The sequence below is a fragment of the Mesorhizobium sp. WSM4828 genome, assembly GCF_055811175.1.
Genome location: NZ_JBVVQK010000004.1, coordinates 74,911 through 99,477, shown reverse-complemented (window position 1 = coordinate 99,477; position 24,567 = coordinate 74,911). Strand labels below are relative to the sequence as shown.

Here is a 24,567-nt window from a genome sequence, read left to right as displayed (position 1 = left end):
CGCACGGCGCGGCGATGTGTGCTGAGCCTCAGTTGATCATTTCAAGCAATCTGTCCCGATCGGAACGCGTCGCCAGGCGCCGAATGATGGTGCGACCCTTGGCATCCCGCATTTCATATTGGCCGCTATCAATGCGCTCGCTGAGGCCGTTCGAATGCACCACGCCAATGCTCGGCCCACTTACCTCGACCCGGTCTCCCGTGGTTGCATTGATAAAGAGTCTTGGCCTGCTGTCCGGGTTTACCGCAGGGGCGGGATCAGGGAGATTGTCGTCCTGCGACTTTGCTTTGCCCTTGCCGGCACCGGCGTTCGAGTTCGAATTGCCGGAGTTTCCACCCGAATTGCCCGAATTGCCGTTCCCATTCCCGTTCCCGTTCCCGCCCCCGTTCCCGCCATTGCCGTTGCCGTTTCCGCCGTCTTTGGCCCAGGCAGCCTGCGGGCCGAGCGGCTGCGACGGTCCATCGAATACGACGCGATAGGGGTTCACGACGAGAACGAAGGTCAAGACGACTACAGAAATGCCGACACGACGTCCTCGTGAAGATCCGGTCCTTCGTCTCCGGGTCGTCATCAATGAACTTGCCAGTCGCATGTCGGAAATCCCTTTAATCATACGGACCTGTAGTGCTGCCTCCTGTTCGAGTTCGTTTGATGCTTAAAACAATGGTTTGTATCCGGTAAGGTCAAGACCCACCAGTCCCACGATGGTAACTGGTGGGTCTCGCTAGCGCAGGAAGGGACTATTTACTGCGCAAGTCTTTTGCCTTCCCTTGGTAGCGTCTCTCCGCGGTAGCGCCGACTTCCACCGTCAGCCAACAATAAATCCAATGGCCGCGACCCCGAAACACAGGCCAAATAACGGAAAAAGCAGCCAACGTGCCTGGTGAATGCTCGGGTCCATGGCGGCCTCCTGCAACAGTCGGCATCGCAACGGGGCTCCTCGGAACTCAGTTCCTGAAACTCTCGCATTTCGGGCTTTTGCGATAGCAGCCTCGGACCAAAGTTTGGCTGTGCGGGTCCTTGGTCGATAGGCCTACAGACTGAAGTCCCTATGCCAGGAGCCGCCCTGCATTCGGCGACCTTTGTGTCCAACTGGCAGTTGCGATCCACCGCCCCCTTCGAATGCTTTGCGTTTCTGGCTCTATGGCAGCAACGCCGTTGGTCTACTGCCGCATCGTTGAAACGCCACCAATACAGACCCATATGCGAATTGCGTCGGATGTCTCCTCCCATTGCGTCCGGCGCGTTCCCCTCTGGAGGTTATAGACCTTCACACCTGGCCGGGCCTAACAGTCCGGCCTTTTTCTTTTGGCATTCGTGCAATCCGCCTGACGGCCTAATTTGCGAGACATCGGTAAAAATCGATTTGCAAATGCATTCACATGCTCATAACCTATCAAACCATGAGCACGATTTCCAAAGTTGCTACGCGAGCGGGCGTGTCGCGCACGACCGTGTCGCATGTCATCAACCATGCCGACCGGGTGTCGAAATCGCTGCGTGAACGCGTACAAGCGGCGATCGACGAACTCGGCTACACGCCGAACCCGCAGGCGCAAAGTCTGCGCACCGGCCGCACCAACATCATCGCGATGCTGATCCCGGACATCCGCAACCCGTTCTATCCGGAGCTGGTGAAAACGGCGCAGTCGAGGCTCGAACTGGTCGGCCTCGACATGCTGATCTTCAACACCGACGTGCCGGGCGGACATTCACAGGACCACGGCCGCGAATATTTGCGCCAGATCGGGCGCAAGCGGGTCGACGGCGTCATCGTTGCCGACTTCGCGCTGCACGGCATGCACAGCGAACTGCTCAGCCTCGATCTGCCCGCCGTCTTCATCGGCCATCTGCCGAACCATGCTGTCGACAGCGTCCAGCTGGACGATTTCGGCGGCGGCTATCTGATGGGCGAGTATCTGGCGAAGAGGGGCCATCGCCGCGTCGCCCATGTCACCGGGCCATCCTTTTTCAAGGAGGCGATGGCGCGTGCCGCCGGCTTCGAAAAAGGGCTCGCCGACAATGGCGTGCCAATCTCCGCCGATCTGCGGTTCGAGGGAAGCTATCTTGCCCCGTCAGGGCGGGAAGCGGTCACCTGGCTCAAGGAGAAGCACGGCGGAAACCTGCCGTCGGCGATGTTCTTCGCCAACTATCTGATGGCCTCCGGTGCGCTGACCGAATTCTACGACCATGGGACCAATATCCCTCAGGATATCGCCATCGCAGTCTTCGATGACCTGCCTCAACTGGAATATGTCAGGCCGAAGCTGACCCGTGTCGGCAACAGTCCGACAATGCTTGCCAAGCGCGCCACGGAAATGCTGCTCGAACGGCTGGGTGGCAAAGTCGAGGGCGCGCCGCGCACCGAAGTGATCCCATGCGCGCTGAGCCCATTCGACAGCGCGTGACGCCAGATGCCGGCAAAGGGAACGGAGGTCCCTTCGCCAACGTTCGAACAACACCCAAGGGAGGAATTGATGACTGACAAAACGACCCGCGACCGGCCATCGGCCAGCCTGAACCGCCGTCGGCTGATCCAGGGCGGCGCCACTTTCGCTGCCGCCGGCCTCACAGGCTTCCCGTTCATCAACAGGATGGCCGTGCGCGCTCAGGAAGCGCCGCTGAAATTCTGGCAGTTCTATGCGCCTGGCGGAGACGTGAAGCCGCAGGTCCGGTGGTTCGAAAAGTTGGTGGCCGACTGGAACGACGGGCACGACCAGAAGGTCGAGCTCGAATATGTCGTCAACAGCGAATACATCTCCGGTTCCAAGCTGGCTACGGCCTTCGCGTCGGGCGAGGGCCCTGACATCTTCCTCATCAGCCCCGGCGATTTCCTGCGTTATTACAATGGCGGCGTGCTTGCCGACCTGACGCCGCATATCGAGGATGCCGCCAAAGCCGATTTCCCGGAAAGCGTCATCGCCAACCGCATGGTGGACGGCAAGATCTACGGTGTGCCGATGGAAGTCGAGCCGATGGCCTTCTACTATTCCGTCAAAGCGTTCGAGGATGCAAAGCTCAACGAGAACGACGTGCCGAAGACCTGGGACGAGCTGTTGGCGGTCGCCAAAAAGCTGACGACGCCCAGCCGCTACGGCGTGCTGTTCGAAACGACTCCCGGCTATTACCAGAACTTCACCTGGTATCCGTTCCTGTGGCAGGGCGGCGGCGAATTCCAGGGCAAGGACGGCAAGAGCGCCTTCGATTCGCCGGCCACCGTCCAGGCGCTGAAACTCTGGCAGGACGCCACCAATACCGGCGTGGCGCCGCGTCAGGTGGTCGGCGGCGGGTTCGACATCGTCGCCAATCTCGGGGCGGGGCTGTGCGCCATGCAGAACTGCGGCATCTGGGGCATTTCGGCGATGGACAACAACGCCAAGGACGTGCCCTACGGCATCTTCAAATTGCCGACGCCGGCCAATGGCAAATACGTCACCGTCGGCGGCGGCTGGGCCTTCGTCGCCAATGCCGGAGGCAAGAACCCGGATGCCTCCGCCCAGTTCTGCGCCTGGGCGCTGGCCTCGATGGACCAGGCCTCGATCGACCGGGTCGTCAACTGGTGCACGGTCGCAAAGAGCGACATGCCGCCGCGCAACAGCGCCCTGAAGGCCGGCGCCGATGTCTTCAGCACGGGTAAGTTCGGCACCTTCGCCAAGGAGATCCATCCGGGGACGCGCGCCGAGCCGCGGGTTCCGCCGGAAGCCTACAAGATCATCTCCGACGCCATCCAGTCGGCACAGCTTGGCGGGGTTGATGCCCAGCAGGCGGCGACGACGGCCAGTCAGCAACTAGACGCGTTCCTCGCTTCCTATTCCGGCGCGCCGATCCTTTAGGCACTTTCCAGCATGGATCAGATGAAACCGCCAGCCGCGGGCGCGAATTCCGCCCGCGGACTCACCGCCAAGCAAAGGGAGCGCTACGCCGCATGGCTGTTCGTCCTGCCCGATGCGCTCGGCCTGCTGGTGTTCGTCGGCGTGCCAATGCTGCTGTCGCTCGCCGTCGGGTTCTTCGAGGTCAACGGCTTCGGCGGCTACAGGTTCGTCGGGTTCGGCAATTACAGGCGCATGTGGGGCGACCCGCTGTTCTGGTCGTCCGTGAAGGTGACGGTAGCCTATGCCGTCATGCTGGTGCCGGCGCTCTACGTCGCCGGACTGGGATTGGCGCTTCTGGTGCAGAAGACCAACCGCTTCAACGCGGTCATGCGCTCGATGTTCTTTGCGCCGCAGATGGTCAGCCTCGTCGTGGTGGCGCTCGTGTGGCAGCTCATGCTGGTCGAGAAGGTCGGCATCGTCAGCCGGCTGGCGCCGCTCGTCGGCCTCGGCGGAATCTCGCTGCTCGGCGACCCAAACCTGGCGCTGTTCACGCTGGTGCTGGTCAGCGTCTGGTTCCTGATGGGCTTCTACATGCTGATCTTCCTCGGCGGGCTCCAGGACATCCCGGCGGAGTATTACGAAGCCGCGAAGATCGACGGCGCCGGGCCGGTGACCAGCTTCTGGTACATTACCTTGCCCTTGCTCAAGCCGACCAGCTTCTTCGTCCTCCTGGTCTCGCTGGTCGCTTCTGTCGCCGGCGGCCAGGTCTTCGACCTGATCTATGTGATGACCAAGGGCGGTCCGGTCAATTCGACCTCGGTATTGATCATCTACATCTACAAGCAGGCATTCCAGTTCGGCGCCTTCGGCTATGCGTCGGCGATGGCATCGCTGCTGGTGCTGGCGCTGATGCTGGTCACGGTCTTCTTCTTCGTGCTGACGCGCGGCGGACGCTTCGAGCATGACTGACGGTCGAACTCCTTCCGGCCGTTCGCAGATACGGGCGGCGAGACTTGCCTGGATGCTGGCAACCGCCGCACTTGGCCTGATGACGGTATTCCCGCTTGTCTGGATGCTGGTCATCTCGCTCAAACCGGCGAGCGACGTCTTCACGCCGAGCCTCATTCCGGAACGCCCGACACTCGGCAATTTCCTCTATGTGCTGACCGAGGTGCCGTTCCTGCGCTATCTCTTCAATTCGTTCTTCGTGTCGGCGACGGTGACGGTCGCTGCGCTGTTCTTCCATTCGATGGCCGGCTATTCGCTCGCACGGCTGCGTTTTCCGGGCCGCGACACCCTGTTCCTCGCCATGTTCTCGACCTTCCTGGTGTCGCTTCCGGTCATCATCGTGCCGCTGTTCATCCTGACGCGGATGCTGCACATGCTGGACAGCTATGCCGGGCTGATCATTCCGGCGATCTTCAACGCATTCGGCATCTTTCTGCTCAGGCAATATTACCTGTCGCTGCCCAGGGAACTGGAAGAAGCCGCGATCATGGACGGCGCCGGCTACTGGCGCATCTATTGGAGCATCATCCTGCCGCTCAGCCGGCCGATCCTGTCGGCGCTGGCGATCCTGTTCTTCCTCGCCAACTGGAACGCTTTCCTGTGGCCGCTGACGATCACATCGGACCTCAACCTCTGGGTGGTGCAGGTAGCCATTGCAAACTTCAAGAGCCAGTACGCCGCCGCCTGGAATTACGTCATGGCCGCCTCGACCATCGTCGCGGTGCCGATGCTGGTCCTCTTCGTGATCTTCCAGCGCCAGATCATGGAATCCATCAAGACAAGCGGCCTGAAATAACCGCTGAAGCAAGAGGAGAAACACATGGATAATGCCGGCCTGTCGCCGCTTCGCGGGCTCGCCAAATTGCGCGACGCCAAAACCCGCCGGTTCTCAAGCTACGACCGCACCGGCGGCAATGACGACCGGCTGCACATAGAACCCGGCCAGACGGTGGTGATTGCCGAGCATGACGGTGCCGGCATCGTCACGCATATCTGGGCGACGCTCGCCTGCGAGAGCGAGGCGTTCCTGCGCAAGATCGTGCTGCGCGCGTACTGGGATGGCGAGGAACATCCGAGCATCGAAACGCCGATCGGCGATTTCTTCGGCATGGGCCACGCCCGCACGCGCAATTTTGCCAGCCTGCCGGTGCAGGCAAGTCCAGAGGATGGCAAGGCCTTCAACTGCTATTTTCCGATGCCGTTTGCCAGCCATATGCGCTTCACCGTCACCAACGAGGCCGAGGACGACCTGCTTTTCTATTACTATGTCGATCTCGAACTGCATGAGGAACTCGAGGAAGGCCTGGGCCGCTTCCACGCCCAATACAGGCAGCAGCGACCTGATGGCATAGACGAGACGGGGCTGGCTAACGAGCAGGTCCTGTTTGGCGGCGAAAATACCGACGGGAACGGCAACTACACCATCCTCGAGGCGGAAGGTCACGGCCACTATGTCGGCGTGCTCTATTCCGTCTATTCGCGCCGCCGCTCCGCTCTTTGGGACTGGTACGGCGAGGGCGACGACATGATCTTCGTCGACGGCGAGCCGGGCATTTCCGTGCCGGATACGGTGCGCAAGCCCGATCCGCGCATCGGACCGAAGGCCGAACCGATCGGCGATCGCGGCGAGACTAGCCCCGGCGCCAACGATGCCTGGCCGCCGACCCTGCACGGCACCGGCACCGAGGATTATTTCAACACGGCATGGTGCCCGACACAGGATTACAGCGCGCCCTATCACGGCATCATCGCTGCCGGCGGGCCGAACTGGACCGAGCCGGTTACGCTCTATCGCTGGCACATAGAGGACCCGGTCATCTTCCACAAACGCATCCGGGTAACCATCGAGCACGGTCACGCCAATCGCCGCTCTGACGACATCTCGTCGGTCGCCTTCTGGTATCAGGCCGAACCGCACAAGCCGTTCGAAGCGCTTGCCGATGTCGAGGACCGCATCCCCACCTATCGCGCGCCTTATCACAATTGGAATGCCGCCTTCGACGAGAAGAGGCGTTAGGCCGCGATGCTAATTGTATCGTGCATCCCGCGCTATCTGCGTCGGGGCATCACCCTGCCGTAGCGCGCCGCCTCAGCTGCGAGGTGGAAGTTGCTGGACAGACCAGGTGTTGCCGTCGGGATCCTCAAAGAAGACAAATCTGCCCCAGGGAAAATCCTTGATATCGCTGACCTCAATGCCTTGAGCGGCCAGGTACCGGTGTGCCTCATCGATATCGGGCACGACCAGTTGCAGGCCCTTTATGGATCCCGGGGGGCTGTCGACGAGGCCCTTGCCCATGGCAATCGAACAGGCCGAACCGGGCGGCGTCAATTGCACGAAACGTATCTCGTCGCTTACGGTGTGGTCGTGATCGAGATGAAAGCCGACCTTGCCAACATAAAAGGCGATTGCTCTATCGACGTCCGATACGGGGACCGGGACTAGTTCCAGCTTCCAATCCATGACAGGCCTTTCGCAGCTTGATCGCCAAGTGGTGCCGAACACCGTGGGCGAAATCCCGCCATCTTCCCAATGCCATTGTCGGCGCGGGCCGCTCAGTCAGTCAAGAGATGTCCGGGTTCGGTCGGAGACTTCAAGGCCGGGTCGGCCAAAGCTCCCCACGCCGGACATTTTCACAGGACCACGAAACAATTATCTCCGGTCGCCGTTTCGCCTGCAGAACCTTTCGAGGAGGCGAGGATGAGCGCAACCGGCTTGGACGTTTTTGACAAAACACTGCAAATAACAAACATCTGGCTTGACGAGATCATGGCGGATCTTGGTCCGGATCGACACGTCGCCTGGCATACATTGGGCGCCGTTCTGCGAACCCTTCGGGACAGGTTACAGATCGGACTGGCGGCCAAATTGGGAGCGGAATTGCCGCTGCTCGTGCGGGGCGCCTACTATGATCGCTATCGGCCCGCCGACATGCCCGACAAGACACGCTCGCTCGAGAAGTTCCTGCAACACATCGCCGATGAATTGAAATCGACCCGTCCTGTCGATCCCGAGGATGCGGCACGCTCAGTGCTGCGTGTGGTTGCACGGCATATCGACCTTGGCCAGTCGGCAAAGGTGCGGGATGCGCTGCCAAAGGAAATCCAGGTCCTCTGGCCTGAAAGCGTGGGCGTCAAATAGCGGTGATCCCGCTCATGCGGACGCGCGACGGACCAACTGCCACGAAACGCTGAAAAGGGTAGGTATTGCGCCCGGTGTTGCCGAGATCAATGAGATCAGATGATCGGCAAGATGGTCGTAGTGGGCGGTTTCGGGGCCGATTGTCGTCAATGCCGGATGACTGAATTCGCCCTCGTCGATATTGCCGCAGCCGATGACTGCAATGTCGCTGGGCACGGAGAGGCCGGCCTCTTCGAATGCGTGCAAGGCGGTCACGGCGGCAAGATCGGATTCGACGAAAAGCGCGGTCGGCCGGTCCTTGCGGGCGGCGAGCGCCGTGGCATTGGCAAAGGCAGCCTTGCGCGCCTCTGCACCGCCGATCACCAGGTCGTCTCGCAGCGGAAGGCCGCGTGCCTGCAGGAAGCTGCGATAGGCGGCGAGACGGCTCCCGTCCACCGCTTGCTCATGCAGCATGTAGGCGATGCAGCGATGGCCGGCTCGATAGAGGTAGTCGAGTGCCTCGAAGACGGCTTTGCCGGTATGCTGGCGCACAATCGAGAAGCCTGCCGGCTCGATAGTCGGATGGAAAATCACGGCTGGCCGGCCCGCGGCCGCCAGGCGCGCGGCCAAAAGCATCACCTCGGGCTCGGAGAGATGCTGCCAGTCGGCGATAATGCCGTCTGCCAGCCCGCTCTCGATTTCCCTCACGATCCGGTCGGTTCGCTCGAAGGTGTCTCCCGCGGTGACAATTGTCGAAAATCCCCTCAGCGCCGCTGCAGATTGGACATCCTGCGCGATCCGGTCGCTGAACGGCACGCCGAGACGAGGCAGTACAAGGCAGATTCGCTCGGCCTGCTGGCGGCGCAGCTGCCGCGCGGTACGGTTTTGCACGTAGTTGAGCTCAGCGACGGCATCGAGGATGCGCTGCCGCGCCTCCTTGCCGACGAATCTCAGGCGTGCGCTGTCGCCGCTGAGCAGGTACGACACGGCAGCGGTCGATACATTGGCGCGCCGGGCGACATCGGCCATGGTCGGCGCCTTTCTGCGATCGGAACTTCTCTCGTGCATTGTTGGATCAGCAGCGCGACGGGGACATGATCAGCTGTCGCTCAGCCGGATTTCATTCCAGTTTTCATGCCCGGCGGCAAGGATCTCGGGCCTTGCCTCGCCGGCCTCCTCCATCAGGGCAACGATGCGGCCTCGCAGCCATGCACGCGTCTCTGCGTGATTGGGCGAAGCTATGAGATTGGTCAGTTCGTTCGGGTCGGCATCGAGGTCGTAAAGCCTAGCCTCGACATAGAAGTCGCTGCCGGAATCCCGCCAGCCGTCTTTTCCTGGCGCTTCGATCTCATACTTCCAACGCCGGTTGCGCATCGCACGACCGACATGGTGCTCGCTGATTTGAATGAAGACCTCTTCGCGCGGCGGCCGTTCGCCCTGCAGCGCGTCGAGCAGCGAGACGCCCTGCATCGAATTGGGCACTTTCAGGCCGGCCGCGGCGAGCAGGGTCGGCGCGAGATCGACGAGGCTGACCAGTCCGTCATATGTCCCGACGTGCTCAAAGCCGGGGCCGTGGAATAGCGTCGGCACGCGGATCGACGCCTCATGACAGGAGCGCTTGTATTCGTTGTTGCGGGTCTTGAAGTGACAGCCATGGTCGGAGGTGAAGAGGATGATCGTGTCGTCAAGCCGGCCAAGGCTATAGAGCGCCTCGATCAGCCGTCCAAACGCCTCGTCGAGGCGTGCGACCATGCCCAGATAGCCGGGGAAATGTTCGGCTGTCGTGCCGCCGAGCGCAGCGAGATCGCCGGGAATGGCGAGCTTCTTGCGGATCCTCTCTTCGTATCCGAGCGGGGCAGGGTAGTTGTCCGTCTGGTTTTGGTGATGCGGCTCGAGGAAGGACAGGAATAGAAAGAAGGGCTCGTCTTCCCTCGAGGCGACATAGCGGATTGCAGCGTCGGTGAGGGCATCGACGCGGTATCCCGGCAGCTTCACCGCCTTGCCGTCATTGTCGTGGACGACGGTGTCGAAGGGGCCGGAAGTGAACTCCAGGATGTTGGACGCGAGCCAGTAGCGATAGCCGCCGCGTTCTTCCTGGGTGACCGGCTCGGCGGATCCCAGGTGCCACTTGCCGATATAGGCGGTGTCATAACCCGCCGCGGCGAAATGATGCGCCAGCGTGCGCTCGCTCTTCGGCAGTGGGATATCGTTGCGATAGCAGCCGGTCGTAGTCGGGTACAGCCCCGTCTGGAAGACGGAGCGGGCGGGGCCGCAAACGGGCTGGCAGGTAAACGAATTCGTTACGAACGTGCCGGTCCCGGCGAGGCGGTCGAAATTTGGCGTAAGCTCGAGCGGATTGCCATGGACGCCAACGGTGTCCCAACGCTGCTGGTCGGTGAAGAAGACGATCACGTTCGGTCGGCGGGACGTCATGGGATGCAATGGCTCCGAATGGTCATTTCATGCCTGCCAGCATCACGCTGCGGACGAAGTAGCGCTGCGTGAAGAGGAACAGCAGCAGGCTCGGGATGAAGAGAATGATCCCGCCCGTCGCCGTCAGGTTCCACTGGGTGAAGAATTCCTGGTTGAAGAGCGTCAGCCCCGTCGTGATCGGCCGCATTTCGGTGGTGTTGACGGCGACCAGCGGCCAGAGGAATTCGTTCCACTGGAACACGAAAGTGAGGAGGGCCAGCGTCGCCAGTGCCGGACGGACCTGCGGCAGCACGATGCGCCAGTAAAGGCCGAGTTCCGAGCAGCCGTCCATCCGTGCAGCATCAAGCAACTCGTCGGGAATCGGACGGATGAACTGCCGCATCAGGAAGATTCCGTAGGCGCTCATGGCAAATGGGAGGATGAGGCCCTGATAGGTGTTGAGCCATCCCATCCGCGCGGTGAGCACATAGAGCGGGATCATGCGGATGAAGAACGGGATCATCAGCGTCGACAGCACCGCGACAAACATGACGCGCTTGCCGGCGAATTCCATCTTCGCGAAGACGTAGCCGATCAACGGATCGAAGATCAGATGGAGGAAGGTAATCCCGCCGGCGATGATGAAGCTGTTGAGCGTGAAACGCGCGAACGGCGCCTTCTGCCAGATGTCGATGTAATTCGTGAACTGCCACGTCTCGGGGATCAGAATCGGGATGCCGCTGAAGACGTCGGCATCGCTCTGAAGCGACAGCGAAAGCATGTAGAGGAACGGAAAGATCGACAGCGCCACGCAGAAGAGCAGCAGCAGGTAGGACGGGAGCGTTTTTACGAATGTCATGCCAACCTCAATAGCTGGTTTCGCGGTTGAGCAGGCGGAACTGAACGAAGGTGGTGGCCAGGATCAGCAGGAACATCAGGAAAGACAGCGCCGAGGCGTAGCCGATGTTGAGCTCGAAGAAGGCTGCCTCGAACACGTGCAGGCTGAAGAACCGCGTTGCATCGGCCGGTCCGCCCTTCGTTATCAGGTAGGCCGGCGCCAGCTCCTGCAGCTGGCTGATCGTGCTGACGACGGCGATGAACAGCGTGGTCGGCGTCAACAACGGCCAGGTCAGATAGCGGAATTGCTGCGTCGGCGTGGCGCCGTCGATGGATGCGGCATCATAGAAGTCGGACGGGATCGACTGCAACGCGGAGAGGTAGATCAGCATGGCATAGCCGACATCCTTCCAGACGGTGATGGCAATGAGGGTCGGCAGCGCCGTCGAGGTGTCGCCGAGCCAATTCTGGGTCGGCAGGCCAAGCTCGGCAAGGAAGCTGTTCAAGATGCCCGTGTAGGGATCGAGAATTGCCTGCCACATCAACGCGACGATCACGAAGGAGGTGATGTAGGGAAAGAAGATGATTGCGCGGATCAGAGTGCGTCCCGGGATCGGCCGATTGAGCACGACAGCCAGTCCGAGGCCAATGGCGATGCTGGCCGCGGTGACGCCTATGGCGAAGGCCAGCGTCACGAAGAGCGACTGCCGAACGCGCGCGTCGCCGAGGGCAGCAGCGTAGTTGTCCAATCCGGCGAATTGGCTCTCGCCGATCAGCGGCTGGCCGCTGTACAGGCTCGCCCAAAACTCCAGCCCTATCGGATAGAAGAAATAGACCGAGAAATAGAGGATTGCGGGCGACAGCAGCAGGTAAGCGAGAAGCGTTTGCCTGGTACGCCGGCTGAAGCGGCCAGCTCGCCGGGTGGGCATCGCGCCGACGCGAATATCCGTATCGGCCGTATCGGTGCTGCCGCTGACAATCATCGGCTAGTTGTTGGCCAGGATGACGTTGGCCTCCGCCGCGAATCTCGGCATGATCTCGGCTGCTGGCTTCTGATTGTAGATGATATCCTCGAGCGCACTTTGCAGAAGCTTCTCGATTCGCGCGTGCTTGCCGGTGAGGCGCAGCTCTGCGGTGACGTCTTGCGCGTAAGGCAGGCATTTGCTGAAGCTGCCGATGACCGGATCGGCCTGAACCTCGGCGTTTTCGGCCCAGGATTTGCGCGGCATCGTCATGCCCGCTTCCTTGGTAGCCGCCAGTTCCGTGTCGAGCGCGACGAGCCGCTTCAACAACTCCCAGGCCTCCTTCGGGTGCTTGGCGTCCTTAGGGATCATCACGCTGACGCCGCCCGCGAACGTCGCCTGCACCTTGTGCTTGAGTGAGGGCGCAACCGCCCAGTTGAGCTTCGGGTTGCCCGAGCGGATCGGCTTCACGTCCCACGGACCGGTTATGATCATGGCGACCCGGTTGGCCGTGAACAGCTTTTGCGGACCCTCATAGTCAGCACCCGCCGCCGGCCTGGTCGCTGCTTTTTCCTTGTGGATCAGGTCGGCGAGGAACTGGATCGCTTCGATCGCCTCAGGACTGTCGAGATTGACCTTGTTTGTCTTGGGATCGTAGTAGGTCACGCCGTTCTGCAGCAGCCACGACGAATAATATCCGATGCTGGGGTTGGGAGCGAAGCCGAAGCGGGCGCCGGTCGTCGTCGCCTTGGCAACCTTCAGGAACTCCTCCCAGGTCGCTGGCGGCGCGTCGAAGCCCGCCTGCTTCAGCATATCGACGTTGTAGACGAGGGTGGCGCAGGTGAGGTGGATCTGGACGCCATAATATTGATCGCCGAGCTTGTTGCGCTCGACGGAATAGGCTTGCCAATCGTCGGGATAGCCGATCGCCTTGCCGTCTTGTTGGATGAAGTCGCTCAGCGGCCGCAGCAGATTCCGCTGGCCGAATTCCTGCACCCAGCCGCCGGGTTCGGCGACGAGGTCGGGCGGGCTCTTCGCCGCAAAATCCGCCACCAGCTTGGTGCGCATATCCGGCCACTGGAATTTCTCCCACTGCACCGACCATCCGGGATGATCGGCTTCGAACTTTGCTATTGCATCGGCATAGGCTTGATAGGCGTGGCCGGCGTTCCAATAGAGCGTCAAGGTCTCGGCGTGGGCCGCTGTAGCGGTCGCCAGGGCCACACCCAAAACCACGCCGTGCAGGAATCCGACTGACTTGTAGCGGCTCATCTTGGTCTCCTCCCGGGTTTGCTACCCGCCCTCCTCACAATGGACGGCGTCATATTATTCGATTAATATACCCGCCACACCGCAGTTTTTGTCAAGCTCCGACTGTGGTCGTCATCAATGGCCTTGGGTTTAGAAACCCGCCGACGGTGTCCAGGTCGTCACGAATGCCGCACGATGTGTTCCACAAGGCGATGTGCCTCCTCGGCGATCGCCAATATTATGCCTGATTTGCGCGTGGAGGCGAAATCCAACCCGGCAAAGTAGATGCCTGGCAGGGCGGCTACGCCATCCTCGTGAACAGGCTGTCCTTCCGGGTCGAGCAGACCGGAAAGCCTCACCCAACTAAAGTCACCCCTGAAGCCGGTGCACCACACGACGGTCGTGATGCCGGACTCGGCAGCATCAAGAGAACGGACAGCCGGATTCGGCAGCTGCGCTGCGACAGTCTCCGCTGGGTCGGGTTCCGAAACGGGGGCATCGATTCCGGAGCGGCTGATGTATTCGTCGATATAGCGTTTAACGTTGGCGGAGGCCTCATCCGCAAAACGAACATGCTCTTCGAGATCGTCGGCGAACGACAGCCGGCCGTCATCTTCGACGCCTGCGAACCGCCCCAGCAGCACGACACCTTGGGCGCCGAGCCCTTGCAGGCTTATCGTGTGTTCTACCCCAAGCAGACCACGAGGTGGAATGCGCCCCGCAAGTCGAATGATCTCGTCTCGACGCACGTCGAGAAATCCGCTTTCGACGAGCCAGAGCATGATGTCGCGACCTCGGTAGCGCCGCGAGAGCCGCCCGACCCGGCTGGTGGCAAGGAAGACTCTTCGGCCTGCTTCCGCCAGTTCTTCCGCGATCTGGGCACCGGACTGGCCGCTTCCGACCACCAGCACCGCTCCAGCCGGGAGATCGGCGGCGCTGCGATAATCAGAAGCATCGATCTGGCGCAGGCCCGGCGGCAACGCAGCGGCGAACACTGGGCGCACCGGACAATTCAAGTCGCCGCTTGCGATCACCACGTTGCGTGCCAAAACTGTGCCGCGCGAGGTGGTCAGCCGATAGCCGCCATTCCCGTGCCCGCCGGCGAGCTCGGTCACCACAGTGTCCGGTTCGACCGGGAGTTCGTTTCGTTTGGCGAAGTCCTCAAGCAGGGCGACGAACTGGTCGCGCGTCAGGGCACCGAACGGATCTGAACCGTCATAGAAGTCGCCTGGCATGACGGTCTGAACGTTGGGGGTATTCATCCGGAAAGAATCCCACCGCTGGGTGCGCCAGGTCTCTCCGATGCGGCCTCGCTCCAATACGGCATGGCGCAAGCCTTGCCGTGCCAGCGAATAGCTGACGCCCAGGCCGGCCCAACCGGCCCCGACCACCACCGCATCAAGGATGTTGGCGTCATCCGTCATTTGTCGCGGATCCGGGTGCTAGCGCCGGAGCAGCGCTTCGAGGCGGCACCAACGCCGTCAGCGTAGCGCCTTGGCCGGCGAACAACCGCCAAACAGCAGCCGATGCTGCCTGAACCCACCCCCGCGATCTGCATGGCTTCGCCCCCGACGCGAGGGCACGATAACAGCTTTATCGGATCACGGCACAACCAAATACTCATCCGAAACCGGCAACGGTCGCGGCTTAACCTGGAAAGAGGGTGAAGCCGCCGTCGACGCGGATTACCTGTCCGTTGATGAAGCGCGCGCGCGGACCGGCGAGGAAGGCCACCGCTTCGGCGATCTCTTCAGGCTCCGCATACCGGTTCAGCGATTTCTTGCTCGAATCCATGCGCTGCGGATCGACCACGCGGCTCGCCTGGAACCGTGCCGTCTTGGTGGCGCCAGGGCTCACCGCATTGACGCGTACGCCCTCGTCGATCAGTTCCTTGGCGAGGCAGCGCGTATAATGGACGACGGCTGCCTTGAGCGTCGAGTAGACTACTTCGGGCGAGCATCCGATATGCGCTGCCGCCGAGGCGATGTTGATCACCGAGCCCGAGCCGCGCTTGACCATGGGCGGAACAAACGCCTGGCAGACCAGCATCGTGCCGATGAGGTTGTTCTCGGTCAGAACCTTAATGTCTTCGTAGTCGATGTCGAGTGCGTTGTTGGGATTGGGCTTTACGCCCTTGGCGCCGATGTCGCCGCCGGCGCAGTTCACCAGAATGTGCACGTCGCCGAGATCCGCCTCGATCTTCCTCTTCATTTCGGCGACGGCCTGCTTGTCGCCGATGTTGCCGGTGACCGCGGTGATGCGCGTCCCATGCTTCTCCAAGCCCCTGGCAGAGTCGCCGAGGTCCGCGAATTCGCCATATTGAGATGGCCGGGCCCAATCGAGGTCGTGGACCGCGATGTTTGCGCCAAGTTCGGCCAAGCGATAGGCCATCACGCGGCCGAGGCCGCGTCCCGAGCCGGTGACGAAGGCGGTCAGGCCGCTGAGTTCTCGCGCAGTCATGCTGGTTTCTCCATTGCAATGAAATCGAACTTCATCATGTTGGCGGCGCTGCGCCGGATCATGTCGAGCTCGTACGAAACGAGCGCACCGTCATCGTCGCGCTCCCATGGCGTGCGGTAGTCGGCGTCGTCCGCAAGGCGGTTCAGGCGCGCCGCACTCAGGCAGGCCGCGAATTCGCGGGCGGTCTTCGGCGCATATCCGTTCCACCAGTCGTCGGTGAGACAGCGAACGTGACGGGCCTCCAACGCGCCTGGCTCAAGCACCGCCGTCAGCGTGCCGTGGTGCTCGCCAAGGATGGCTGCCAGTTCGGCGAAAGGCACGGCGCCGTCGCCGATCGCGCAGCGGACCAGGCGGTAGCCCTCATCCGTGAACTGGACGCGATAATCCTTGAGGTGAACGTGCCGGACATGGGGCGCGATCCGGCGCGTGAAGGCAAGCGGCGCCTCGCCGACAGGAAAGGTGTTGCCGGTGTCGTAGGTGATGCCAACGCCCGGCCCGCCGAGTTCGCAGAACGCAACCAGTTCGTCGCTGCCGAAGTCCTGATGGTTCTCGATGCCGAGCACCCGGCCCTCGGCCGCCGCACGCGGCCCCCATTCCGTCAAGGCAGCGCGAATCATTGCGTTGAACTCGCTCCATTTCGGACCCCACGCATTGCGGTCGCCGCACAGGACGGGCGTCAGTGCGATGCGGATCGTCGTCGCCTCGAGCAGGCGCGCAGCCCGAAAGGCGTTGTCCAGCGGACCTGCCACGAGCAATCCGCCGCTCACCACCGGGACGATATCCAGCGCGGCAAGACGCCTGCGCAGGGCGACGATTTCGGCGTCCGTCAAGTCGGTCAACCAGGGTTCGTAGATCTCGAGCGTGCGCGCGCCCAGTTCCTGCGCCAGTGCTATGAAGCCTTCCAGCCCCGCGCCGTCCGGATTGTGCCGCGGCGTGCCGCGGCCCTGCAGGCCGAGATGGTAGGTCAGTCCGTAGGGGTTGAGGCCGAGACGAAGCATCAGCTTGACGGTTCCAGTGGAGGGCGGGGAGGGGTCACTAGCGCAGACCGGCATCGACGGTGATGGACTGCTTGGTGATCATGCGGCTGTCGTCTGCTGCCAGGAAGAGCACGGTGCGTGCAATCTCCTCACCCAGCAGGACGCGGCGGATCAATTGCCGCTGCACCGTCTGGTCGACTGCCTCCTGCGTCTTGAACCACAGTTCGCGCTGCCGCTCGGTCATGACGGCGCCGGGTTCGATCGCATTGACGCGGATGTTATCCGGTCCGAACGACCGCGCCAACGCACGCGTCAGCGCCACCACGGCCCCCTTGGCTGTGGCATAGGCCACCATCTGGTCCGCTCCGAAACGCCACGCAATGGAGGAGAAGTTTATGATCGAGCCGAAGCCGAGTTCCTTCATATGCGGATGCACAGCCTGGGCGGCGAAGAAGTGATGCCTCAGATTGACGTCGAAGCTGCGGTCCCAATATTCGGCCGTTACCCCGTCGATGGGATGGCGCTGATCATTGGCAGCGTTATTCACCAGGACGGCGATCGGACCAAGCCGCATGCGCACGCCTGCTACCGACGCCTTTAGCGCGTCGACGTCGGTTACATCGCAATGGAGGTACAAGGGACCCTGCCCGGCGGCACCACCGAGCTCGCGCACCAACGCCTCAGCTGGCTCATCCTGCACATCGAGAAAGGCCACCCGGGCGCCATTCGAGGCGAAGGCGCGGACCATATCGGCGCCGATGCCGGAGGCGCCGCCGGAGATCAGCACGACCCGATCGGCCAAGCTCGGATAGGTTGCGAATTGTACGGACATCAAATTACAGAAGCGCCTTGGTTGTTGGATCGAACAGGCAGGCGCGCGACATGTCGATGCCCAGCGTTATCGTCTCGCCCATGACGGGAGCGTCGTCCGGCTCGAAACGGCCGGTGATCTCCAGGTCGCCCAGCCTGAGCACGGCAAGCGTCTCGGCCCCGGTCGGCTCGACCAGTTCGACCGGCGCCTGCATGGACGCCACAGCCGGTTTGCGCGACTTCAGGTCGGTCGTGAAACGGTAGATGTGTTCCGGCCGGATACCGAGCACGACGTCCTTTGGCGCACCGGGCATCGGCGCGGCAAGGGCGAGGCTGGCGTCGCTGCCGTCAGCGGCGCGTACCGAGATGCTGGTCGGGCCAGTAAGCCGGGCGGGAATGAAATTCATCGCCGGCGATCCCATGAAACCGGCAACGAACATGTTGGTCGGCCGGTCGTAAATCCGCTTCGGCGTGTCGAACTGCTGTACCGAGCCCTGGTTCATCACCGCAATGCGGGATGCAAGCGTCATCGCCTCGACCTGATCGTGGGTGACATACACCGTGGTCTTGCCGACGCGATGGTGAAGCTTCTTGATTTCGGTGCGCATGTCGACGCGCAGCTTGGCGTCGAGGTTGGACAGGGGCTCGTCGAACAAAAACAGCTTCGGGTCGCGGACGAGGGCACGCCCCATCGCGACGCGCTGCCGCTGGCCGCCCGAGAGCTGGCCGGGCTTGCGTTTGAGCAGCTGTTCGATCTGCAGAAGGGCGGCAACCCGCTGGACAGCTTCTGCTTGCACCGCTTTTGGCACGCCGCGGCTTTCCATGCCGAAGGTGATGTTCTGGCGCACCGTCATCGTGGGGTAGAGGGCGTATGACTGGAACACCATCGCAATGTCGCGGTCCTTAGGTTGCACCGAGTTCACCAGCCGGTCGCCGATCCAGATCTCTCCCGACGTGACGGTTTCCAGGCCGGCGATCATGGCGAGCAAGGTTGACTTGCCGCAGCCTGACGGGCCGACAAGGGCGACGAATTCTCCGGTCTTAGCCTCGAGATTGATGCCGGCAAGAATCTCGAGCGAGCCGTAGCTCTTGTGAAGGTTGCGGATCATCAACGCGGACATGGGTGACGCCTCATTTGATGGCGCCCTGGGTGAGGCCGCGCACGAAGTATTTTCCACCGAACAGATAGATCAGCAGCGGAGGCAGCGCGCCGATCAGCACGGCTGCGCTCATCACATCGTAAGCACGCGCGGTCGTGCCGCCGGCCGTGAGTGCTACCAACGCCGCCGTGATCGGCTGCTGCTGGCCAGATGTGAAGACGACGCCGAACAAATACTCGTTCCAGATGCCGGTGAACTGCCAGATGACGGTGACGATCAGAATGGGCGGCGACAGGGGCAGGATGATCTTGCGGAAGATCCGCCAGAAGCCGGCGCCGTCGATGCGCGCCGCCTTGATCAGGTCGTCCGGTATGCTGACGTAGAAATTGCGGCAGAACAGGGTGGTGAACGAGATGCCCTGGACGACGTGGATCAGCACCAGCCCATATGTGGAATTGGTCAGGCCGAGCTTGCCGAGCAGGAATGCCCACGGCATCAGCGAAATCTGGCCGGGCATGAATACGCCGAGCAGCATCAGATTGAAGATCAGTTCAGAGCCCCTGAAGCGCCATTTGGAGAGGATGTAGCCGTTCATGGCGCCGAGAATGGTCGAGATGATGGTGGCGGGGATCGTCATCGCCAGCGAGTTGAAAAAATTGCGCTTCATTCCCTCGCAGGTACCGCTGACACAGTAGGATCCCCAGGCCTGCGCCCACGCGTCGAGGCGGAAGCTGCGCGGTACGGAGATGAGGCCGTTGCGGGCAATCTCCGACTGCTCGCGCAATGAGTTGAAGATCACCACCAGCAATGGCACGAGATAGACGACCGCAAACAGCGTCAGCACCGCATAGACAAGGAAGCGGCTCCAGAAATGCCGGCGCGTGGCCGCGGCTTCTTCCGGATCAAAACGGGCATTGGGGGTAATTTCAGCCATCGCGGCCCTCCGCCCGCCGGCGCCAGACGATCCACAAGGAGTACGGCACCAGCACCACCGCGACCGCCGCGAGCATCATCATCGCCGCGGCGGCACCTTCGCCGATTTGGCCGCGCTGGAACATCAGGTCGTAGACATAGATGGCGGGGAAGGTGGTGGACACACCTGGCCCGCCTCGCGTCAACGCCGCAACCAGGTCGAAGGTTTTGATAGCGAATTGTATCTGAATGACCGCCACCGCCAGGAATATCGGGGCGATGGTTGGCAGGATGACCCTCCGATAGGTCCGGAAAATCGACGCGCCGTCGATTTGCGCGGCTTTGACGAGGTCCGGATCGACGGACCGCAGACCGGCCAGGAAAAGTGCCATGGCGAAGCCGGACGACTGCCAGATACCGGTTATGATCACAGCATAGATCGCCGTGTTGCGGTTGGCCGTCAGGGCGAAGCTGAAGTCGGTCCAGCCAAGCCCTCGAACGAAGGCCTGGATACCGTCGACAGGATTATACAGCCAGCTCCACACCGTACCGGTGACGATGAAGGACACCGCCAACGGATAGAGGAAGATCGTGCGCCAAACCGCCTCGCCGCGGACGCGCTGGTCGATCGCGATCGCGAGCAGCAGGCCAACCGCCATCGAGCCAACGATATAGAAGCCGCTGAACAGGAAGAGATTGGTATAGGCGATGTTCCAGCGCCGGTTTGCCCAGAGCGAAGCGTAATTGTCCAAGCCGACGAACCCATAGGTCGGCAACAGCGACGAATTGGACAGCGAGATGTAGAGCGTCCAGAGCGTGAAGACGAAAACATAGATGAAACTCGCAGCTATCGACGGCGCCAGCACCAGAATGGGCACCATCGTGCCCAGGCGCTCGCGCCACGGTCGGGCCGCGGCAGCTGCAGCTGGTACAATCAGATCATGGGTGGACATCGGGCTGCTCCGGCGAGGTCTGGCCGGGAGCTTCGCCCCCGGCCATCATCGGCAGCGTCATTTCTGCGCTTCGGCCGCATCCGCCATCGCGTTGGCCGCGTCCTGCGCACTCATATCCGGCGTTGCTACAAACTCCGTGATGCTATCCATTATTGCGCCGCGGACCTTTTGCGGAACCGTCATGTTGTGCGCCATCGAACGCACGAGCGTGCCGGCGGCGATCGAGGCTTGCAGATCCTTTTGCGAGAGTTGCTGGCAGGGATTGAAGCCGTTCGAAAGATCGACGTCGAGGCGGGCCGGAATGGACCCTTTGGTCTGATTGAAAATGGTCTGGAATTCGGGCGACAGGATGATGCTGGCAAGCAGCTTCTGTCCCTCGATATAGTCCGGGTCCTTCTGTTTGAAGAACACGACCGAGTCTGAATTCAAGATGAAACCCGGCTTGCCCCAATCGGTCGGCGCCTGGGCGCAGACATAGTCGGTGCCCTCCTTGAAGCCGCCGGCCGTCAGCAGGCCGATCGTCCAGTCGCCCATGATGTGGAAGGCGGCCTCGCCGCGGCCGACGAGATGCGACATGGTATCCCAGTCACGCCCGTTCATGCCGGGGTCCATGTACTTCGAGGTCATGGTGCGGAACTGCTCGAAGGCCTTGACCATGCCATCGCTGCGCATGGCATCGACGTCGCCCTCGACGAAAGCTTTCCTGTAGAGATCGAGGTCCTGACCGTACACGACCACTTCGAAGACGGTCGAGTCGGTCCAGTCGGCGGTCGAGTGCGAAATGCAGATCTTGCCGCTGGCCACGATCTTGTCGCAGGCGGCGTTGAATTCCGCCCATGTCTTCGGCATCTCGGTGACGCCCGCGTCCTTCATGACCTTCGGCGATGCCCACAGCCAGTTGATGCGGTGGATGTTCATCGGCGCGGCCACCCAATTCCCGGTCGGCTTCATCACCGGCAGTAATTCGGGAGCGACGACCTTCTCCCAATTTTCCGCCTTCGCCAGGTCGTCGAGATTGGCTGTCATGCCCGTCTCGTTCCATTCGGCGATCTCGGGGCCTTTGAGCTGCACAGCGGGAGGTGCGTTGCCGGCGATCACATCGGCACGCAGTTTGGCCAGGGTATTGGCCGTATGGCCTGCGATGGAGGTCTGCTGCCAGGTGCCACCCTTGGCGGTAAACATCTCGCCGAGCTTGGCGATAGCCTGGGCGTCCGATCCGGTGGCCCATTGATGCAAGAGGTTGGTCTTCGGCTCTGCGAGCGCTGTTCCGGTAATCAAAGTGAAGGCGGTAGCGGCCGCAAAGGCCGTCCTCAGGTATTTCATCGTTTCACTCCCATATGTGATGCACGGTTCGTATCGACCGCTTGTGGCCCGCGATTTGAGGTCGTGGCCGGCGAGATGCAGTAATCTCCGTTCTTTCCAAGATGACATATTTGGGCTATCAGTCAACGTGCTTTGTGCTCATCATGAACAAACCTTCGCTTAGAAATTGGCTGATCGACAGGCCGTCTGCGTCGCCGGAGAGCCTGATCGTCCGATGCCTGCGTGAGCGCGGCGTGCTTTCTGCGTCGCAAATTACCCGCATTACCGGTTTGGCGCGGTCGACGGTTTCAACTGCGCTCAACGGCTTGAGAAAGTCGGGGATGGTGATCGAATCCTCGGCCCATCATGACGCGGCCAGGGGTATTGGCAGGCCTGCCACGACATTGACGCTCAATCCCGCTGCGGGCACCTGCGTCGGCATCCATCTGGGCCTCGACGAAATGCGGTGTGTCGTCGCCGACGTGTCGCATTCTTTCGTTGCCGAACAAACTATCCCCATGGGTCTGGACTACCAGCCGCAACAGGCGGCCCAGCTTGCCAAGTCAGTAATTGCCCGATGCTACGAAGAGAACGGTCTGCCGATGGCGGGGCTCCTGGGGGTTGGGGTCTCCGTCTCGGGCCCAGTCAGCCGCGAAGGAGTGGTGCTGCGCGCGAGTATCGTTCCGACCTGGGCCGGGGTCAACATCCGCGATGTGTTCGGGCCGGTCCTCGAACAGCCGATCTTCGCCGACAATGAGAGCAACTGCTCGGCCATTGCCGAGCTGATGTGGGGTGCGGCCGTCGGCCAGGACGATTTCGTGCTGTTCAAGGTCGATCTGGGCGTCGGCGGGGCCATTGTCCAGCACGGCCGGCTGGTGAGCGGCATCGCCGGCGGCGCCGGCGAATTCGGGCACATCAGCATCGATCCCGGTGGCGACCTTTGCCGGTGCGGCAATCGAGGATGCCTGGAGCTCTATGCCAGCTTTGCCCGGCCGCTCGAGCAGATTTCGCGCATCGTGCGGCGGCCGGTCACGATGGACGACGTGATCATGATGGCCGAGAAGGGCGACGTGAGGGCGCTGCGGATGATCGAGGACACCGCCGAGTTCGCCGGTCGTGGCCTTGGCTTGATCGGTTCGGTGCTCAATCCGCCGCTCATCATCATCGGCGGCCGCATGGCGTTGGCGGGCGACATTCTCCTGGCACCGCTGATCGCGTCATATGAACGCCATACGCTCATCAAGTCCCGCGATGTGGCACCCGCGTTGCGCACACGGATAATCGTTGGCAAGCACACGGAGAACGATGCATTGCTCGGCGCGGTCGGCCTCGTGCTGCGCCACAACAGCCGGCTTCAGTGACCCGGCTTCGCTTCGGGTGGTGCTCTGATTTTGCGAGCTGCCTCGCCGCTCCGGCGGAGGTGAGGTTCACTACGCGACACGCACCGTGCGCTGCCTCGGCTTGATCGCGGTGGCGAGCAGCAGGCCGGCGACGATGAGGGCGGCACCGGCGAGATCGTAGTCTTGCAAGCTTTCGCCAAGGAACAGATAAGCGAGAACGGCGACGAAGGCGGTCTGGAGATAGAGCAGCATGCTGGCGCGCCCCGCGCCAAGCGTCTCGACGCTACGGTTGTAGAGATAGTACATCAGAGCGCCGCCCGGGCCAGCCACATAGGCGAGAGCCAGAAGGCCGTTCGCATGCAGCGCCGAACGATCCCCGGAAAACAGTTCCCAGAGATAGAAGGGCAGTGCGGCCAGCGCGCCGGCTCCCAGCAGCAGGACCACCATCGGCAGAAGCTCGATAGCGAATTTGGCGCGACGCAGCAGCACGGTGTAGAGGCCCCAGCAAAACGCGCTGCCGACGATCCACAACTCGCCGGGATTGAATTGCAGCTGCGTCAGCGCAGCAAGGTCGCCGCGCGCCACGATCACCACCATGCCGGCCAGAGCGACCAGCGCTCCAAGCGCTTTCCAGACACCGAGGGACTCGCCGAGCACAAAACGGGCAAGCACCATGGTCATGATCGGCGACAGCGCCATGATGATGCCGGCAGTTGTCGCGTTGGTGTAGTTGAGGCCCGTGTAGATCATGCCCTGACACAAGGTCAGCCCGATGGCACCGATGACCAGCACCTCGATCACCCGGGATTGGATCAGCACGAGCATCGCCCCGTGATGACGATGGACGATAGGCAGCAGGATCGCGCAGGCAAGCGTCAGCCGCCAGAAGCAGAGCGCCCAGGGCGGCATCTCGGGGGCAACCCACTTGGCAGCGATATAGACGCCGGCCGACAGGAGCCAGCAGAGCGTCGCGAGGGAATAGGCGAGCGGAAGTGATGCGCCGGGTGTCGCCTTCGCTACACTTGGATGTACTATCGGCAGCGATTGGATGTCCGTCTCCTCCCACCGCAGACTTTAGCAGATTTGCAGCGTCTTGCTAAGCAGCAACAACAGCTGTTTGACCAACTGGTGCAATCGGTGGGTCATTGTGGGTCCCGCCGTTCATGGTCTCGTTCCATTCGAACGCCTGTTGGCCCATGAGCAACTCGATACCGAAAAGCGCAAGCCGTATCGATTTCGCGCGATACGAATCTGAGATTCATATCGCGACAAATATTCGCGCGGTTGCCGCAATCTTCTTGCGCCATATTTCT

23 protein-coding genes and 1 pseudogene are annotated in these 24,567 nt (G+C 61.8%); 8 read left to right on the top strand and 16 right to left on the bottom strand.

Annotated elements, in window-relative coordinates; translation table 11 throughout:
* Positions 1–28 precede the first annotated feature (28 nt).
* Entirely contained in the window at positions 29–505 is a 477-nt protein-coding gene (locus tag AC0L2X_RS06850; protein ID WP_352564953.1) for a hypothetical protein, read from the bottom strand.
* Positions 506–1,403: 898 nt separating this feature from the next.
* Between AC0L2X_RS06850 and AC0L2X_RS06845 the strand changes: the two genes are divergently transcribed.
* The 5 genes from AC0L2X_RS06845 (at position 1,404) to AC0L2X_RS06825 (ending at position 6,837) form a co-directional block, all read left to right on the top strand.
* Positions 1,404–2,408, top strand: a complete 1,005-nt coding sequence (locus AC0L2X_RS06845) for a LacI family DNA-binding transcriptional regulator (protein WP_352564955.1) — start codon at positions 1,404–1,406, stop codon at positions 2,406–2,408.
* Positions 2,409–2,477: 69 nt separating this feature from the next.
* Positions 2,478–3,833 (top strand): ABC transporter substrate-binding protein, encoded by a 1,356-nt coding sequence (locus AC0L2X_RS06840; RefSeq protein WP_352488836.1) that lies wholly within the window; start codon positions 2,478–2,480, stop codon positions 3,831–3,833.
* 12 nt (positions 3,834–3,845) lie between these two features.
* On the top strand, positions 3,846–4,781 hold the full coding sequence (locus tag AC0L2X_RS06835) for a carbohydrate ABC transporter permease (protein WP_473599467.1): 936 nt from the start codon (positions 3,846–3,848) through the stop codon (positions 4,779–4,781).
* The gene (locus tag AC0L2X_RS06830; RefSeq protein ID WP_352863338.1) at positions 4,774–5,616 is read left to right on the top strand and encodes a carbohydrate ABC transporter permease; all 843 of its coding nucleotides are present in this window, start codon (positions 4,774–4,776) and stop codon (positions 5,614–5,616) included. The genes AC0L2X_RS06835 and AC0L2X_RS06830 overlap by 8 nt, the downstream gene beginning before the upstream one ends.
* A 24-nt stretch (positions 5,617–5,640) precedes the next feature.
* Positions 5,641–6,837, top strand: coding sequence for a glycoside hydrolase family 172 protein (locus AC0L2X_RS06825; protein ID WP_473599466.1), 1,197 nt, complete (start codon positions 5,641–5,643; stop codon positions 6,835–6,837).
* 72 nt (positions 6,838–6,909) lie between these two features.
* On the opposite strand, the gene AC0L2X_RS06820 is transcribed toward AC0L2X_RS06825, so the two are convergent.
* Entirely contained in the window at positions 6,910–7,281 is a 372-nt protein-coding gene (locus AC0L2X_RS06820; protein WP_292664516.1) for a VOC family protein, read from the bottom strand.
* Positions 7,282–7,518: 237 nt separating this feature from the next.
* On the opposite strand from AC0L2X_RS06820, the gene AC0L2X_RS06815 reads away from it, so the two are divergent.
* Positions 7,519–7,959, top strand: a complete 441-nt coding sequence (locus tag AC0L2X_RS06815; protein WP_473599465.1) for a DUF2267 domain-containing protein — start codon at positions 7,519–7,521, stop codon at positions 7,957–7,959.
* 12 nt (positions 7,960–7,971) lie between these two features.
* Here the strand turns inward: AC0L2X_RS06815 and AC0L2X_RS06810 are convergent, their stop codons facing one another.
* From AC0L2X_RS06810 to AC0L2X_RS06750, 13 genes are all read right to left on the bottom strand, one after another.
* Positions 7,972–8,967 (bottom strand): LacI family DNA-binding transcriptional regulator, encoded by a 996-nt coding sequence (locus AC0L2X_RS06810; RefSeq protein WP_473599464.1) that lies wholly within the window; start codon positions 8,965–8,967, stop codon positions 7,972–7,974.
* Between the two features lie 69 nt (positions 8,968–9,036).
* A complete protein-coding gene (locus tag AC0L2X_RS06805; protein ID WP_473599463.1) occupies positions 9,037–10,371 on the bottom strand; it encodes a sulfatase family protein in 1,335 nt (444 codons plus the stop codon).
* 22 nt (positions 10,372–10,393) lie between these two features.
* Entirely contained in the window at positions 10,394–11,209 is an 816-nt protein-coding gene (locus AC0L2X_RS06800; RefSeq protein WP_473599462.1) for a carbohydrate ABC transporter permease, read from the bottom strand.
* 7 nt (positions 11,210–11,216) lie between these two features.
* Positions 11,217–12,170, bottom strand: a complete 954-nt coding sequence (locus AC0L2X_RS06795) for a carbohydrate ABC transporter permease (RefSeq protein ID WP_473599461.1) — start codon at positions 12,168–12,170, stop codon at positions 11,217–11,219.
* 3 nt (positions 12,171–12,173) lie between these two features.
* Entirely contained in the window at positions 12,174–13,421 is a 1,248-nt protein-coding gene (locus AC0L2X_RS06790; RefSeq protein ID WP_473599460.1) for an ABC transporter substrate-binding protein, read from the bottom strand.
* Positions 13,422–13,579: 158 nt separating this feature from the next.
* Complete coding sequence (locus tag AC0L2X_RS06785; protein WP_473599459.1) at positions 13,580–14,824, bottom strand: flavin-containing monooxygenase; 1,245 nt, start codon at positions 14,822–14,824, stop codon at positions 13,580–13,582.
* A 223-nt stretch (positions 14,825–15,047) separates the two neighbouring features.
* Positions 15,048–15,860 (bottom strand): SDR family NAD(P)-dependent oxidoreductase, encoded by an 813-nt coding sequence (locus AC0L2X_RS06780; RefSeq protein WP_473558843.1) that lies wholly within the window; start codon positions 15,858–15,860, stop codon positions 15,048–15,050.
* Complete coding sequence (locus AC0L2X_RS06775; protein WP_352488847.1) at positions 15,857–16,858, bottom strand: sugar phosphate isomerase/epimerase family protein; 1,002 nt, start codon at positions 16,856–16,858, stop codon at positions 15,857–15,859. The genes AC0L2X_RS06780 and AC0L2X_RS06775 overlap by 4 nt, the downstream gene beginning before the upstream one ends.
* 37 nt (positions 16,859–16,895) lie before the next feature.
* Complete coding sequence (locus tag AC0L2X_RS06770; RefSeq protein WP_352488848.1) at positions 16,896–17,669, bottom strand: SDR family NAD(P)-dependent oxidoreductase; 774 nt, start codon at positions 17,667–17,669, stop codon at positions 16,896–16,898.
* Positions 17,670–17,673: 4 nt separating this feature from the next.
* Complete coding sequence (locus AC0L2X_RS06765) at positions 17,674–18,768, bottom strand: ABC transporter ATP-binding protein (RefSeq protein WP_352488850.1); 1,095 nt, start codon at positions 18,766–18,768, stop codon at positions 17,674–17,676.
* 10 nt (positions 18,769–18,778) lie between these two features.
* On the bottom strand, positions 18,779–19,681 hold the full coding sequence (locus AC0L2X_RS06760) for a carbohydrate ABC transporter permease (protein ID WP_352488851.1): 903 nt from the start codon (positions 19,679–19,681) through the stop codon (positions 18,779–18,781).
* Entirely contained in the window at positions 19,674–20,612 is a 939-nt protein-coding gene (locus AC0L2X_RS06755) for a carbohydrate ABC transporter permease (protein ID WP_473558839.1), read from the bottom strand. The genes AC0L2X_RS06760 and AC0L2X_RS06755 overlap by 8 nt, the downstream gene beginning before the upstream one ends.
* A 57-nt stretch (positions 20,613–20,669) precedes the next feature.
* Positions 20,670–21,935: an ABC transporter substrate-binding protein gene (locus AC0L2X_RS06750; RefSeq protein WP_352664528.1), complete on the bottom strand. Its 1,266-nt coding sequence runs from the start codon at positions 21,933–21,935 to the stop codon at positions 20,670–20,672.
* Between the two features lie 101 nt (positions 21,936–22,036).
* Here AC0L2X_RS06750 and AC0L2X_RS06745 point away from each other — a divergent pair.
* Together AC0L2X_RS06745 and AC0L2X_RS06740 are read left to right on the top strand one after the other, a co-directional pair.
* Positions 22,037–22,252 (top strand): annotated as a pseudogene (locus AC0L2X_RS06745) (ArsR family transcriptional regulator); the annotation flags it as partial.
* A gap of 66 nt (positions 22,253–22,318) precedes the next feature.
* The gene (locus AC0L2X_RS06740; RefSeq protein WP_473599555.1) at positions 22,319–23,275 is read left to right on the top strand and encodes an ROK family protein; all 957 of its coding nucleotides are present in this window, start codon (positions 22,319–22,321) and stop codon (positions 23,273–23,275) included.
* Between the two features lie 69 nt (positions 23,276–23,344).
* Here AC0L2X_RS06740 and AC0L2X_RS06735 read toward each other — a convergent pair whose 3' ends face one another.
* A complete protein-coding gene (locus AC0L2X_RS06735) occupies positions 23,345–24,304 on the bottom strand; it encodes a DMT family transporter (protein WP_473558942.1) in 960 nt (319 codons plus the stop codon).
* Positions 24,305–24,567 lie beyond the last annotated feature (263 nt).

Bases quoted from the DNA above. Each gene is read 5' to 3' on its own strand.
- AC0L2X_RS06845 (WP_352564955.1), top strand. From the start codon at position 1,404: ATGAGCACGATTTCCAAAGTTGCTACGCGAGCGGGCGTGTCGCGCACG.
- AC0L2X_RS06840 (WP_352488836.1), top strand. From the start codon at position 2,478: ATGACTGACAAAACGACCCGCGACCGGCCATCGGCCAGCCTGAACCGC.
- AC0L2X_RS06835 (WP_473599467.1), top strand. From the start codon at position 3,846: ATGGATCAGATGAAACCGCCAGCCGCGGGCGCGAATTCCGCCCGCGGA.
- AC0L2X_RS06830 (WP_352863338.1), top strand. From the start codon at position 4,774: ATGACTGACGGTCGAACTCCTTCCGGCCGTTCGCAGATACGGGCGGCG.
- AC0L2X_RS06825 (WP_473599466.1), top strand. From the start codon at position 5,641: ATGGATAATGCCGGCCTGTCGCCGCTTCGCGGGCTCGCCAAATTGCGC.
- AC0L2X_RS06820 (WP_292664516.1), bottom strand. From the start codon at position 7,281: ATGGATTGGAAGCTGGAACTAGTCCCGGTCCCCGTATCGGACGTCGAT.
- AC0L2X_RS06815 (WP_473599465.1), top strand. From the start codon at position 7,519: ATGAGCGCAACCGGCTTGGACGTTTTTGACAAAACACTGCAAATAACA.
- AC0L2X_RS06810 (WP_473599464.1), bottom strand. From the start codon at position 8,967: ATGGCCGATGTCGCCCGGCGCGCCAATGTATCGACCGCTGCCGTGTCG.
- AC0L2X_RS06805 (WP_473599463.1), bottom strand. From the start codon at position 10,371: ATGACGTCCCGCCGACCGAACGTGATCGTCTTCTTCACCGACCAGCAG.
- AC0L2X_RS06800 (WP_473599462.1), bottom strand. From the start codon at position 11,209: ATGACATTCGTAAAAACGCTCCCGTCCTACCTGCTGCTGCTCTTCTGC.
- AC0L2X_RS06795 (WP_473599461.1), bottom strand. From the start codon at position 12,170: ATGATTGTCAGCGGCAGCACCGATACGGCCGATACGGATATTCGCGTC.
- AC0L2X_RS06790 (WP_473599460.1), bottom strand. From the start codon at position 13,421: ATGAGCCGCTACAAGTCAGTCGGATTCCTGCACGGCGTGGTTTTGGGT.
- AC0L2X_RS06785 (WP_473599459.1), bottom strand. From the start codon at position 14,824: ATGACGGATGACGCCAACATCCTTGATGCGGTGGTGGTCGGGGCCGGT.
- AC0L2X_RS06780 (WP_473558843.1), bottom strand. From the start codon at position 15,860: ATGACTGCGCGAGAACTCAGCGGCCTGACCGCCTTCGTCACCGGCTCG.
- AC0L2X_RS06775 (WP_352488847.1), bottom strand. From the start codon at position 16,858: ATGCTTCGTCTCGGCCTCAACCCCTACGGACTGACCTACCATCTCGGC.
- AC0L2X_RS06770 (WP_352488848.1), bottom strand. From the start codon at position 17,669: ATGTCCGTACAATTCGCAACCTATCCGAGCTTGGCCGATCGGGTCGTG.
- AC0L2X_RS06765 (WP_352488850.1), bottom strand. From the start codon at position 18,768: ATGTCCGCGTTGATGATCCGCAACCTTCACAAGAGCTACGGCTCGCTC.
- AC0L2X_RS06760 (WP_352488851.1), bottom strand. From the start codon at position 19,681: ATGGCTGAAATTACCCCCAATGCCCGTTTTGATCCGGAAGAAGCCGCG.
- AC0L2X_RS06755 (WP_473558839.1), bottom strand. From the start codon at position 20,612: ATGTCCACCCATGATCTGATTGTACCAGCTGCAGCTGCCGCGGCCCGA.
- AC0L2X_RS06750 (WP_352664528.1), bottom strand. From the start codon at position 21,935: ATGAAATACCTGAGGACGGCCTTTGCGGCCGCTACCGCCTTCACTTTG.